The organism is Sedimenticola thiotaurini (genome assembly GCF_001007875.1).
GTDB classification, from domain to species: domain Bacteria; phylum Pseudomonadota; class Gammaproteobacteria; order Chromatiales; family Chromatiaceae; genus Sedimenticola; species Sedimenticola thiotaurini.
Window position 1 is genome coordinate 2,069,030 of record NZ_CP011412.1, and the last position, 12,094, is coordinate 2,081,123.

12 protein-coding genes are annotated in these 12,094 nt (G+C 59.7%); 1 reads left to right on the forward strand and 11 read right to left on the reverse strand.

Annotated elements, in window-relative coordinates:
* Positions 1-14 precede the first annotated feature (14 nt).
* Positions 15-461 (forward strand): DciA family protein, encoded by a 447-nt coding sequence (locus tag AAY24_RS18490; RefSeq protein WP_082117101.1) that lies wholly within the window; start codon positions 15-17, stop codon positions 459-461.
* 3 nt (positions 462-464) lie between these two features.
* Here AAY24_RS18490 and lpxC read toward each other — a convergent pair whose 3' ends face one another.
* From lpxC to murD, 11 genes are all read right to left on the reverse strand, one after another.
* Positions 465-1,376 (reverse strand): UDP-3-O-acyl-N-acetylglucosamine deacetylase, encoded by a 912-nt coding sequence (lpxC, locus tag AAY24_RS09395; RefSeq protein ID WP_046859464.1) that lies wholly within the window; start codon positions 1,374-1,376, stop codon positions 465-467.
* Between the two features lie 298 nt (positions 1,377-1,674).
* Entirely contained in the window at positions 1,675-2,844 is a 1,170-nt protein-coding gene (ftsZ, locus tag AAY24_RS09400) for a cell division protein FtsZ (protein WP_046859465.1), read from the reverse strand.
* A gap of 59 nt (positions 2,845-2,903) precedes the next feature.
* On the reverse strand, positions 2,904-4,139 hold the full coding sequence (ftsA, locus tag AAY24_RS09405; protein WP_046859466.1) for a cell division protein FtsA: 1,236 nt from the start codon (positions 4,137-4,139) through the stop codon (positions 2,904-2,906).
* Positions 4,140-4,278: 139 nt separating this feature from the next.
* Positions 4,279-5,085, reverse strand: a complete 807-nt coding sequence (locus tag AAY24_RS09410) for a cell division protein FtsQ/DivIB (protein WP_199930330.1) — start codon at positions 5,083-5,085, stop codon at positions 4,279-4,281.
* Positions 5,049-5,972: a D-alanine--D-alanine ligase gene (locus tag AAY24_RS09415; protein WP_046859468.1), complete on the reverse strand. Its 924-nt coding sequence runs from the start codon at positions 5,970-5,972 to the stop codon at positions 5,049-5,051. The genes AAY24_RS09410 and AAY24_RS09415 overlap by 37 nt, the downstream gene beginning before the upstream one ends.
* Positions 5,969-6,874, reverse strand: a complete 906-nt coding sequence (gene murB, locus AAY24_RS09420) for a UDP-N-acetylmuramate dehydrogenase (RefSeq protein ID WP_046859469.1) — start codon at positions 6,872-6,874, stop codon at positions 5,969-5,971. Before murB ends, AAY24_RS09415 begins: the two co-directional genes overlap by 4 nt.
* A complete protein-coding gene (locus AAY24_RS19190; protein WP_199930331.1) occupies positions 6,874-7,032 on the reverse strand; it encodes a hypothetical protein in 159 nt (52 codons plus the stop codon). Before AAY24_RS19190 ends, murB begins: the two co-directional genes overlap by 1 nt.
* Entirely contained in the window at positions 7,029-8,474 is a 1,446-nt protein-coding gene (murC, locus tag AAY24_RS09425) for a UDP-N-acetylmuramate--L-alanine ligase (RefSeq protein WP_046859470.1), read from the reverse strand. Before murC ends, AAY24_RS19190 begins: the two co-directional genes overlap by 4 nt.
* Complete coding sequence (gene murG, locus AAY24_RS09430; protein WP_046859471.1) at positions 8,471-9,550, reverse strand: undecaprenyldiphospho-muramoylpentapeptide beta-N-acetylglucosaminyltransferase; 1,080 nt, start codon at positions 9,548-9,550, stop codon at positions 8,471-8,473. Before murG ends, murC begins: the two co-directional genes overlap by 4 nt.
* On the reverse strand, positions 9,535-10,716 hold the full coding sequence (gene ftsW, locus AAY24_RS09435) for a putative lipid II flippase FtsW (protein ID WP_046859472.1): 1,182 nt from the start codon (positions 10,714-10,716) through the stop codon (positions 9,535-9,537). The genes murG and ftsW overlap by 16 nt, the downstream gene beginning before the upstream one ends.
* A complete protein-coding gene (murD, locus tag AAY24_RS09440; RefSeq protein WP_046859473.1) occupies positions 10,713-12,065 on the reverse strand; it encodes a UDP-N-acetylmuramoyl-L-alanine--D-glutamate ligase in 1,353 nt (450 codons plus the stop codon). The genes ftsW and murD overlap by 4 nt, the downstream gene beginning before the upstream one ends.
* Positions 12,066-12,094 lie beyond the last annotated feature (29 nt).

Genomic DNA, 12,094 nt, shown 5'->3' on the forward strand with positions numbered 1-12,094 from the left:
GACACAATTCATCCATGAACAAACGACCGCGTCTAATCAAGGACTATTTTCAACGCACAAACAAACTCTATGGATTACTTGAACAATCCATAGAGCAATCCTTGCTGCTAAAGCGCCTTCGTACACTGATTCCGCCGCCGATGGATACACACTGCACGGCAGCGGTTCTAAAAGAGTCCGGCCTGGTGCTTTACGCCGACTCATCCACCTGGGCCAGCCGACTGCGCTTCACTTCCCGCGACCTTGTACGACGATTAAACGCCGAAGGCATGGAGATTAAACGCATCACAGTGCGGGTATTGGTAACCAGCAAACCGCCTGAACGAAAACGCTCAAAAATCAGACATTTGAGCGCAGAAAATGCATTCCTGATTAATCAAACCGCGGCAGACATCGACGATCATGACCTGAGTGAAGCCCTGGTACGTCTCAGTAAACACGCCACCAAGGCAACTGAATAGTCGTCAGTTCGCCTGCACCGGTTTCATGTACGAGATGGGCACACTGTCACCATCCTCAAAAGTGACCTCTTCCCAAGCGGACTGATCCGCAATCAGGGCTTTGAGCAACTTGTTATTCAGTGCATGTCCGGATTTATAACCGCTGAATGCCCCGATCAGGCTGTGCCCAAGCAGATACAGATCACCAATCGCATCCAGAATCTTATGCTTGACGAACTCATCCTCGTAACGTAAGCCGTCTTCGTTGAGCACCCGGTAATCATCTACAACAATGGCGTTGCTCATGCTGCCGCCGAGCGCCAGTTCCCGCTCCCGCAACATCTCTATATCCCGCAAAAAGCCAAATGTGCGCGCGCGACTCACCTCTTTCACGAAAGAAGTGGAGGAGAAGTCGATAGTGGCCGACTTGGTCCGCTCCGCAAAGGCTGGATGATTGAAATCGATACCGAAGGAGACCTTGAAACCATCAAACGGTTCGAAAGCGGCATATTTGTCGTCTTCCTCTACCATCACCTTGCGCTTAATCCGAATAAAACGCTTCGGCGCATTCTGCTCTTCCACGCCAGCCGACTGGATCAGAAACACAAAGGGACCAGCGCTACCGTCCATGATGGGGACTTCAGGCGCACTCACGTCCACGTAAGCGTTATCGATACCCAGTCCAGCGAAGGCGGACAGCAGATGCTCCACGGTGGAGATCTTCTGGCCATCCTGCTCCAGAGTAGTTGAGAGGCGCGTGTCCCCCACATTGTCCGGGCGCGCTGCGATCTCGACCGGTTCATCCAGATCGACTCGACGAAAAACCACACCAGTATCAATGGCTGCGGGGCGCAGAGTCAGGTAGACCTTCTCCCCCGTATGCAGACCTACCCCTGTCGCACGTATAACGTTCTTGAGCGTACGTTGCCGTATCATGTTGCCTGTATTCCCGCTTTCCAGCCACTAAAACAGCCGGATGGTATCACACATTCCGCCTATTGAGCTAAATTGAAGCCCACTAAACCGAACTGCGCTCGATAAAAATAGTATCAGGCTAAAACATCGGTCAGATGAATACCTGCCCCACACCCATTAGGGTATTCCCTATATTGGTATCAGTTTCCCCCCTCTATTGCAAGTTTATTTCATGCCGCAAACAGTAATCCTGTCGCCAGGATACCGCCCTCGGAGCCCCTGACTCACCTGGAAAACGGACTGATCCCAGCCCCATTTTTCAATCCGCCTGACGACGCAAAAACGCTGGAATATCCAGGTAATCCATATTGTGATCCTGTGCTGCAGCCACATAGGACTTGGCCGCCTTTCTTACCACGGTGGGGCTATCCATTTCACGGTACTCTTCCGGGCCGGGGGCCACCACATCGGAGTTCACCAGTCTCACCGGCGCCGGATCTTCGATTGCCGGCTGGGCAAGCTTCTCCTCGCCCACGGAACCGAGACCGGTCGCCACTACGGTGACCCGCAATTCGTCACTCATATCCGGATCTATCACCGTACCCACCACAACAGTGGCGTCATCACAGGCGAACTCTTTGACCGTGCTGCCCACTTCATCAAATTCACCAATGGAAAGATCCAGACCCGCCGTGATATTGACCAGAATACCCTTGGCCCCGGCCAGATTCACATCCTCCAGCAGTGGGCTGTTGATCGCCTGCTCCGCTGCATCACGGGCACGATTGTCACCCTTGGATGAGCCGGAACCCATCATCGCAGTACCCATTTCCGACATAACGGTCCGCACATCGGCGAAGTCAACGTTGATCAAACCGGGACGGGTGATCAGTTCGGCAATCCCCTGGACCGCCCCCTGCAACACATCGTTGGCCGACTTGAAGGCGTTCAGCAGACTCATGTCCCGACCCAGTACCGCCAGCAGTTTCTCGTTGGGGATAGTGATCAGGGAATCCACATACTGACCCAGGGCCTCGATGCCCTTCTCGGCAATCTGCATCCGCTTACCACCCTCGAAAGGAAACGGCTTGGTCACAACCGCCACCGTCAGGATGCCCATTTCCCGGGCTACTTCAGCCACCACCGGTGCTGCACCGGTACCGGTACCACCGCCCATACCGGCGGTGATGAACACCATGTCACTGCCCTGCAGTGCTTCGTGGATGCGATCCCGATCCTCCATAGCGGCATCACGACCCACATCCGGATTGGCCCCGGCACCCAGCCCCTTGGTGATATTCGAACCCAGTTGAAGCAGGGTACGTACCTGGCTGTTCTTCAGGGCCTGGGCATCAGTATTGGCACAGATGAAATCCACCCCCTCTATACTGGCGTTGAGCATGTGATTGACGGCGTTACCACCGCCCCCGCCAACACCAATGACTTTAATCACTGCGTTTTGACTATATGCATCCATCAATTCGAACATGTCACTCTCTCCTCATGATCCAGGCCCTGCTACACGGCCACCTGAAAACTTAAAAAATGTCAGAAATTGCCCTGAAACCAGCTCTTCATCCTGGTCCAGACCGCCTTAAAATTGTTATGCCCCGGGATATCCTGTAACCGTCCCGTTTGGTTCTGCCGCCCGAACAGCAATAATCCCACTCCCGTCGCATAGATCGGGTTTCGCACCACATCCACCAATCCCGTCACATACTGCGGAACGCCCAACCTGACCGGCATATGGAACACCTCTTCCGCCAACTCAATCAGCCCTTCCATCTTGGAACTGCCACCGGTCAGCACCACGCCGCCGGCGATCAGGTCCTCAAAACCACTACGTCGCAACTCCGCCTGCACCAGGCTCAACAGCTCCTCGTAACGGGGCTCCACCACCTCCGCCAGCGTTTGCCTGGACAATCGCCGGGGCGGTCTTTCACCAATACTCGGCACCTCGATGGTTTCATCACTGGCGGCCAGTTGGGTAAGCGCGCAGGCGTACCGGATCTTGATCTCTTCGGCGTGCTGGGTCGGGGTGCGCAAGGCCACCGCGATATCGTTCGTCACCTGGTCACCGGCGATGGGAATCACCGCGGTATGGCGTATCGAGCCCTCGGTAAAAACCGCGATATCGGTGGTACCACCGCCAATATCCACCAGGCAGACACCCAACTCCTTCTCATCGTCACTGAGCACGGCGTAACTGGAACTCAGCTGTTCCAGGATCAGGTCATCCACATCCAGTCCGCAGCGGCGCACGCACTTGACGATATTCTGCGCTGCGCTGACGGCACCGGTGACCATGTGCACCCGGGCCTCCAGGCGCACTCCGGACATGCCGACCGGCTCCCGAATGCCCTCCTGCTCATCGATGATGAACTCCTGGGGCAGGATATGCAGGATCTTCTGATCGGCCGGAATGGCCACCGCCCGGGCGGCATCAATGACCCGTTCCACGTCGCCATGGGTCACCTCCCGGTCCTTGATGGCCACAATGCCGTGGGAGTTGAGACTCCGCACATGGTTACCGGCGATTCCGGCATGTACCGAATGAATCTCGCACCCCGCCATCAATTCAGCCTCTTCCAGGGCGCGCTGAATTGACTGGACAGTGGATTCAATATTCACCACCACACCTTTTTTCATGCCGCGCGATGGGTGCGATCCGATGCCGATGATCTCAATCTGGTCATCCGGTTTGATCTCACCCACGATGGCCACCACTTTCGAGGTGCCCACATCCAGCCCGACTATCAGATTTTTCTCTGTCTTTTTGGTCATTAAAACCGTTCCTCTGCAACCTGGCCGACCTGTTTCAGGGATGCTTCTCTTCCCGGTCTGCTGAATCTGCCAGAACCGATCTGTCCCGACCGTCTGCCTAATCCGTCAGACTTCACCCATGCTGTTGCTCTTATCATCATCACGTTTTACTCGCCTCTTCCCAGAGCACTGCCACGCCATTGGCGTAACGCATATCAACCCGCTTGACTCGGCGTTTTTCCGCCTGCTCAAGCCGTGGATAGAGCCGCACAAAGCGCTCTACCCGGGCTTCCGTCTCGCTGTGACCGAGCTTCAGCTCCACTCCCTGTTTAAAACCCACTGTCCAGGCACCCCGCCGATCCCTGATCAACCGATCGATCTCCAGTTTCAGCGCAGCAAATCGGCGATTCATCCGCTGGTAACGGGACACCATCTCGACTGCGCTGTCATCGGGACCGCTCAAACGTGGCAACGGGACTTTGAGCGCCTCCGGTTCAGGAGTAAACAGATCGCCCCGGTCATTAACCAGCTGCTTGTCACCCCAGCGCGCTATCGGTTGCTGCTCCTCCACCCACATATTCAGGGTGTCCGGCCAGATACGCCTGACCGTCACCTGATCCACCCAGGGCAACTTCAGCGCCGCCGCCCTGACCACGTCCAGGTCAACGGTAAAGAAATTGCCGTCGACCACCCCACCGACCGCCTGCTCCAGCGCACGCCGGTCCAGATTCTTCAACTTGCCGTCGATCCGCACCACCTTAAGCGGTAACACGGCGGGATCACGCAGGGTCATCACACCCCAGGTGCCGAGTCCGGCAAACAGCGACAGCACCACAACAGCGCTCATCCAGCGCACCATTTGGGGTGACCGGGCAGAGGCGGTGTCCACGGTCCGCTTCTTTGCCGGACCTTTACGGGGTTGGATCGCCATCAACTCCCCGTCCCACTGGTCAGCAGAATCCGCCACACCAGCTCATCAAAATCGATTCCGGCTTCCCGGGCAGCCATGGGCACCAGGCTGTGACTGGTCATGCCGGGCACGGTATTCACCTCCAGCAGATAAGGCGCACCGGCCTCATCCAGCATGATGTCAACCCGCCCCCAGCCGCTGGCACCGACGGCGCGAAAGGCCTGCCCGGCAAGCCGTTTCAGCGCCTCCTCCTGGTCACTCGCCAGGCCGCAGGGACAGTGATAAGCGGTGCTGTCGGCCTGGTATTTGGCTTCATAGTCATAGAAGGTATTGGGCGTTTCGATACGGATCAGCGGCAGTACCTGGTCATCCAGGATGGACGCCGTGTATTCGGCCCCGCTGATCCAGCGCTCCGCCATCACCTCAATGTCATAACCGGCTGCCTGTCGCCACGCCTCCTCCAGTTGTTGCCCGCTCTCCACCTTGGCCATGCCGATACTGGACCCTTCATGGGAGGGCTTGATCATCAACGGGAAACCGAGCGCTTCGGCCCGTTCCAGATCGGCCGCCTGCTCCAGCATGACAAATTCGGCCGTAGGCAGACCCAGTCCGGCCCACAGCAGTTTGCAGCGGTACTTATCCATGCCCAGAGCGGAACCGGCCACGCCGCAACCGGTGTAAGGCATACCGATATTCTCTAACGCTCCCTGGATCACGCCATCCTCACCACCACGACCGTGCAGCATGATAAAGGCCCGGTCGTACTGCTCCTGCTGCAGCAGGCTGAGCACATCACGTCCCACATCCACACCATGGGCATCCACACCGCGCCGTACCAACGCCTCCAGCACCGCCTGACCACCCTGTAGCGAAACCTCCCGTTCTGCCGAAAGTCCACCCATCAGCACCGCCACCTTCCCGAAATCTGCCGCCTTTACTGTCATGGCTGCCCTCCCGCCTCACCGACGATATGCACCTCTGTAATCAGCTCCACGCCGCTGTCCGACTTCACCTGTTGCCGCACCCGCTGAATCATCGCTTCAATATCCGCTGCCGTGGCATCGCCCCGGTTGATAATGAAGTTGGCGTGCTTTTCCGAAACCTGGGCGCCGCCAATCACCGTCCCCTTCAATCCCGATGCCTCGATCAACCGCGCCGCATGATCACCAGGCGGGTTTCTGAATACTGAGCCACAACTGGGCTGCCCGATCGGCTGGCTGCTGTTGCGGCGCTCCAGCAAGCTCCGGATGCGCTGCTGACTCTCCCTCACATCGCCCGGCTCCAGACCCAGGGTGGCGGCCAGAAACCACTCATCGCCTGGACGCTGCACACTCCGGTAGGCGACCTGGAACTCTTCCGGCAGGCGCCGGTGCGATTGCCCCGATCGGTCCACCGTCTCAATCGCAGCCACCCGGCTCCAGGTCTCGCCACCAAAGGCGCCGGCATTCATCGCCAGGGCACCACCGAAAGTACCCGGGATACCGGTCAGAAACTCCACGCCACAGAGCCCCTGGCGTGCTGCAAAGCGCGCCACCCGGGCACAGCTGACGCCCGCCTCGACCCGCAGTTCGGTATCCGACACCAGTGCCATCTCATCCAGCCGGCCCTGGGTCAGGATCACGGTGCCGTTGAATCCACCATCCCGAATCAGCAGATTACTGCCCAGCCCGAGCCACAGCAGCGGCTCATCCGGCGGCAGCGTGGCGAGAAACTGACACAGATCCGCGCTGTCGGCCGGCCGGTAGAACTGGCGTGCCGGACCACCCACCCGCCAGGTGGTGTAGCGGGCCAACGGCTCGTTGAACCGCCGCTCGCCCCGCAATATGGCGCTGTCCCGTGCCGTCATCACGTGGGCTTATCTCCCGATTTGCCTGAACGGTTGGGTGGTTTGATCGCCGTGCCTGTCTGGCGGGTCATGACGGACGCTTTGTCCCGCAACGGATAGATCCCCACCAGCGGCTCACCACAACCCATATGTAAACGTCGTCCCATCCCTTCGGTCATGCCGCACCTCCCCGCTGTTTGAACCAGTCGGGTAATTGGGCAGCCACCTGTCCGATATCACCCGCCCCCAGGGTCAGCACAATGTCGCCGTCCAGAATCATGCCGTCCAGCAGTTCCGGCAACTCGCTGATCGGATCGACAAACACCGGGTCGACCTGTCCCCGGGCCCGCACCGCGCGACTCAGGGCGCGGCCGTCCGCTCCCGCTATGGGTGTTTCACCGGCGGCATAGACCTCCCCGAGCACCAGCACATCAGGACGGGAAAGCACCTGGGTGAAATCGTCAAACTGCTCCTGGGTGCGGCTGTAGCGGTGCGGTTGGAACACCAGCACCAACCGACGATCCGGCCAGCCAGCCCGTACCGCGTCCAGGGTCGCCGCCACTTCCCGCGGATGGTGTCCGTAATCGTCCACCAACATGAACTGCCGACCATCGGCCAGACTGCATTCGGTGGCGTTGAAACGTCGCCCGATGCCCTCGAATTGCTCCAGGCCGCGCTGAATCGCCGATATATCCACACCCACTTCGTGGGCCACCACGATCGCCGCCAGGGCATTGAGCACATTGTGCCGACCCGGCATATTGAGGGTCACATCGAATGGCGCTTCGCCACTGAAGGTAACCGTGAAATGGGTACGCAGCCCCTCCTGTCTGATACCGCTCACCCGGCAGTCCGCATCGTCCGATTCGCCGTAGGTAATCACCGGTCGCGTAATCCGGGAGAGCAGGCCGCGCACCTCTTCATCGTCGATACAGAGAATGGCCAAACCGTAGAACGGCAGGTGGTGCAGAAACTCGATAAAGGTCTGACGCAGACGGTTGAAGTCACCGCCGTAGGTAGTCATATGGTCCGCATCCACGTTGGTGACAATGGCCATCATGGGTTGCAGATAGAGGAACGAGGCGTCACTCTCATCCGCCTCCGCCACCAGATACTCACCACCACCCAGGCGGGCATGGGTACCGGCAGAGTTGAGTCGTCCGCCGATCACAAAAGTCGGATCCAGCTCCCCTTCCGCCAACAGACTGGCCACCAGGCTGGTGGTGGTGGTTTTGCCATGGGTACCCGCCACCGCGATACCGAAATGGAAGCGCATCAATTCAGCCAGCATCTCCGCCCGGGGCACCACCGGGACACGCTGCTCCCGGGCCATGCGCACTTCCGGGTTGTCCTCCTTGACCGCTGTGGAGATCACCACGGCGTCGGCACCCTGGATATTGGATTCAGCATGGCCGATGTGGATGGTCGCCCCCTGCTTGGTCAAGCGGTTGATGGCCGGGTTAGTTTTCAGATCGGAACCGGATATCTGATAACCAAGATTGAGCATCACCTGGGCAATACCGTTCATGCCCGCTCCGCCGATGCCGACAAAGTGCAGGTGACGAATCCGTCCCATGGTGGTGGCCGCCAGGCGACGCTGTGGTGTTTCACGCTTTTTCATCGACCGGCCATCTCCTCGCAATAGTCCGCCACAACACCGGTGGCACCGGGCATGGCCAGGGCGCGGGCTTGCAGCGCCATCTCCAGCAACATGGTCCGATCCCGTAACAACTGCTTCAGCGACTCGGAAAACCCGTCCTGCTCCAGCTCCCGCTGGGGCAGCAATCGCGCCGCACCCGCATCCACCAGATAGCCGGCATTGCGGGTCTGGTGATCATCCACGGCGTGGGGATAGGGCACCAGAATGGATGCCACACCGGCGGTTGCCAGCTCGCTGATGGTCAGGGCGCCGGCACGGCAGACCACCAGATCGGCCCAGGCGTAGGCTCCGGCCATATCCTGAATAAAATCAGTCACCTCGGCTGCTACCCCGAGTTGTCCATACAACGCCCGGGTGGTCTCGCTCTTGTCCCGACCGGCCTGATGACGCACCAGCGGTCGTTCACTGCTATCCAACCCCGCAATCACCCCGGGTAGGGATTGGTTCAGCGCCTGTGCGCCCAACGACCCTCCGATCACCAGTAACCGCACCGGTCCGGTGCGACCTTGCAGGCGCTCAGCAGGCCCCGGTAGTTCGGTGATCTCCCGGCGCACCGGATTGCCACAGGCCACAGCCCCCACACCTTGTTTAAAACTGCCGGGAAACGCCTCGAAAACCCGGCTGGCCGCCCGGGACAGCCAGCTGTTGGTCATCCCCGGCACCGCATTCTGCTCATGGATCACCAACGGTATCCCCTGCAGACGCGCCATCAGGCCACCGGGACCGGAGACAAAGCCCCCCATTCCCAGCACCACAGCGGGCTTGCGGGCCCGCAGTATCCGCCCGCACTGGAGCATGGCGCGGGTCAGTTTGAACGGCGCCAGCAACCAGCGTTTCAGCCCATTGCCACGCAGACCCTTGATATCCACCAACTGGATTTCAATCCCATGCTCAGGTACCACCCGGGATTCAAAACTGTCCCGACTGCCGAGCCAGGAGACAGCCACGCCCCGCTCCCGCAGCGCCTCGGCCACCGCCAGGGCGGGAAAAACATGTCCACCGGTGCCACCGGCCATCAGCATCACGCCGCCCGCCATGTCGCCCCCTCCTGCTCCACCGGCTCCGGGCGCAGCAGCTCGTAATCGATACGCAGCAGTATGGCCACCACCAGGATCGCCACGATGATGCTGTTACCGCCGTAACTCATGAACGGCAGAGTCAACCCCTTGGTCGGCAGCAGACCCACGTTGACGCCGATATTGATAAAGGACTGCATGCCGATCCACAGGCCGAAACCATAAGCCACATAGGCTGAGAAACGCCGCCCGTGGGCCTCCGCCCGGGCACCGATACGGAAGGCGCGCCAGACAATGACGCCAAACAGGCTGATCACCACCACCGTCCCCAGCAGGCCGAACTCCTCGCCGATAACCGCCATCAGGAAATCGGTATGGGCTTCCGGCAGATAGAACTGTTTCTGGATGCCATTACCCAGACCGACCCCGAACCACTCACCCCGGCCAAAGGCGATCAGCGCCTGGGCCAGTTGATAGCCGCTGTTCTGAACGTCGGCCCAGGGATCCAGGAAGGCGGTCACGCGCTGCAACCGGTAAGGGGATACCAGCACCAGGCCCACCAGGGCCGACCCGGCCAGTCCGATCAGAATAGCGAACTGCCAGATCGGTACACCGCCCAGAAAAAGCATGCCCATCGCGGTGGCCAGCAGCACCGTGGTAGTGCCGAAATCGGGCTGTACCATAATCAGGGAGCAGGCGATCACCAGCAGCAGCATGGGCTTGATGAATCCCCAGATGCTGTGGGCCACCTCCAGCTGACGACGCACCAGGTAACCGGCGATATAGATCACCATGAACAGCTTCATGAATTCCGAGCTCTGCAGATTGAACGCACCAAGCGGTATCCAGCGGGTGGCACCATTCGCCTCCCGGCCGATACCCGGTACCAGCACCAGCAGCAGTAACAGCAACCCGGTAAAATAGAGCAGCGTACCGGAGCGCTCCCACAACGATACCGGTACCCGGGCAATAACCAGCGCTCCAGCCAGACCCAGGCCGATAGCAATCAGATGCCGATTCATATAGTAGAAAGGCGCATCGCTGATCCGGTGCAGGGAGGCGGAGGCGACCATCACCAGTCCAACTCCCAACAGCACCAGTGCGGCAAACAGCAACGGATAATCCAGAGACGGCAGTGGCCTGCGCCCCCCGCCAATCGTCGCTTGTCGATGGGTGGCCAGATTCATGGGGTCAACCTCGCCACGGCATCGGCAAACATGTCGCCCCGCTGTTGATAGTTCTTGTACATGTCAAAACTGGCACAGGCCGGCGACAGCAGTACCCGGTCCCCCGGTTCGGCATAGCTGGCCGCCAGCAGCACCGCATCATCCATATCCTTGGCATGCATTACCGGCACACTGCCATCCAACGCCTGTGCGATGCGGGGTGCGTCCCTGCCCAGCAGGACCACGGCGCGGGTATGCCGGGCCACGGCAGGGGTCAGCAGGGAGAAGTCTGCCCCCTTACCATCACCACCGGCAATCAGTACCGTGCGCTTCTCATCTGCCGTGGACAGCCCTTCCAGCGCCGCCACGCAGGCACCCACATTGGTGCCCTTGGAGTCGTTGTACCAGCGCACCCCGACCGACTCTTTAATGAACTGGGTCCGATGGGAGAGACCGGAGAACTCTTCCAGGGTCCGCAGCATGGTCTCTTCCGGCAACTGCAGCAGGCTGCCCATCGCCAGGCAGGCCAGGGCATTGGCCACATTGTGCGTACCGGGGATTTTCAGTCTGGAGACGGGCATCAAGCGCTCGCTGCCACGGCAGAGCCAGGCTTCACCATCCGCTTCGCGGACGCCGAATACTCCCTCATCCGGTTGCCCCAGGGTAAAGAACTGATCACCCTCCCTGTCCCGATTCATGGCCATCACCTGGGGGTCGTCCAAGTTGAACACCCCGGCCTCGGCATGGCGATACACGCTTGCCTTGGTATCCGCATAGGCCTGCAGATCCGGGTAACGATCCATGTGATCCGGTGAGATATTCAGGACAATCGCTACACTGGGTTTCAGGCTGTAGGTGGTTTCCAATTGGAAGCTGGAGAGCTCCAAAACGTAGAGCTCCACCTCATCTTTCAGGAGTGACAGGGCCGGATCACCCAGATTGCCGCCAACCGCCGCCTTGACCCCCGCATCCCGCAGCATGGCACCCAGCAGCGTGGTGACCGTACTCTTGCCATTCGAACCGGTAATTGCCACCACTGGCGCCCTGGCTGCCTGGGCAAACAGTTCGATATCCCCCACCACCGGCACACCCCGGGCCACCGCCTGTTGGATCAGGGGCTCACTCATGGGTACACCCGGGCTGACCACCAGTTGCTCGGCTGCGGCAAACGCATCCGGGTCGAATCCTCCCAGGAACAGGGCAATATCGGGTAACTCCTGGCGCAGCTCACTGAGCCCTGGCGGTGTCTCCCGGCTGTCGGTGATCGCTACCGGCACGCCGCAGGCTGATAAATAACGGGCGCAGGAGAGCCCGGTCTTTCCCAGACCGACTATCAGACTCTTCCTGTTATTCAACGATTGCCGTTCCATAGACGTTTGTCGCTTCAGTGCCCGATACC

Excerpts from the sequence above, each read along its gene's own strand:
- AAY24_RS19190 (WP_199930331.1), bottom strand. The coding sequence starts at position 7,032 with ATGACCGAAGGGATGGGACGACGTTTACATATGGGTTGTGGTGAGCCG.
- murG (WP_046859471.1), bottom strand. The coding sequence starts at position 9,550 with ATGGCGGGCGGCGTGATGCTGATGGCCGGTGGCACCGGTGGACATGTT.
- ftsW (WP_046859472.1), bottom strand. The coding sequence starts at position 10,716 with ATGAATCTGGCCACCCATCGACAAGCGACGATTGGCGGGGGGCGCAGG.
- ftsZ (WP_046859465.1), bottom strand. The coding sequence starts at position 2,844 with ATGTTCGAATTGATGGATGCATATAGTCAAAACGCAGTGATTAAAGTC.
- AAY24_RS09415 (WP_046859468.1), bottom strand. The coding sequence starts at position 5,972 with ATGACAGTAAAGGCGGCAGATTTCGGGAAGGTGGCGGTGCTGATGGGT.
- murB (WP_046859469.1), bottom strand. The coding sequence starts at position 6,874 with ATGACGGCACGGGACAGCGCCATATTGCGGGGCGAGCGGCGGTTCAAC.
- AAY24_RS18490 (WP_082117101.1), top strand. The coding sequence starts at position 15 with ATGAACAAACGACCGCGTCTAATCAAGGACTATTTTCAACGCACAAAC.
- ftsA (WP_046859466.1), bottom strand. The coding sequence starts at position 4,139 with ATGACCAAAAAGACAGAGAAAAATCTGATAGTCGGGCTGGATGTGGGC.
- murD (WP_046859473.1), bottom strand. The coding sequence starts at position 12,065 with ATGGAACGGCAATCGTTGAATAACAGGAAGAGTCTGATAGTCGGTCTG.
- lpxC (WP_046859464.1), bottom strand. The coding sequence starts at position 1,376 with ATGATACGGCAACGTACGCTCAAGAACGTTATACGTGCGACAGGGGTA.
- murC (WP_046859470.1), bottom strand. The coding sequence starts at position 8,474 with ATGAAAAAGCGTGAAACACCACAGCGTCGCCTGGCGGCCACCACCATG.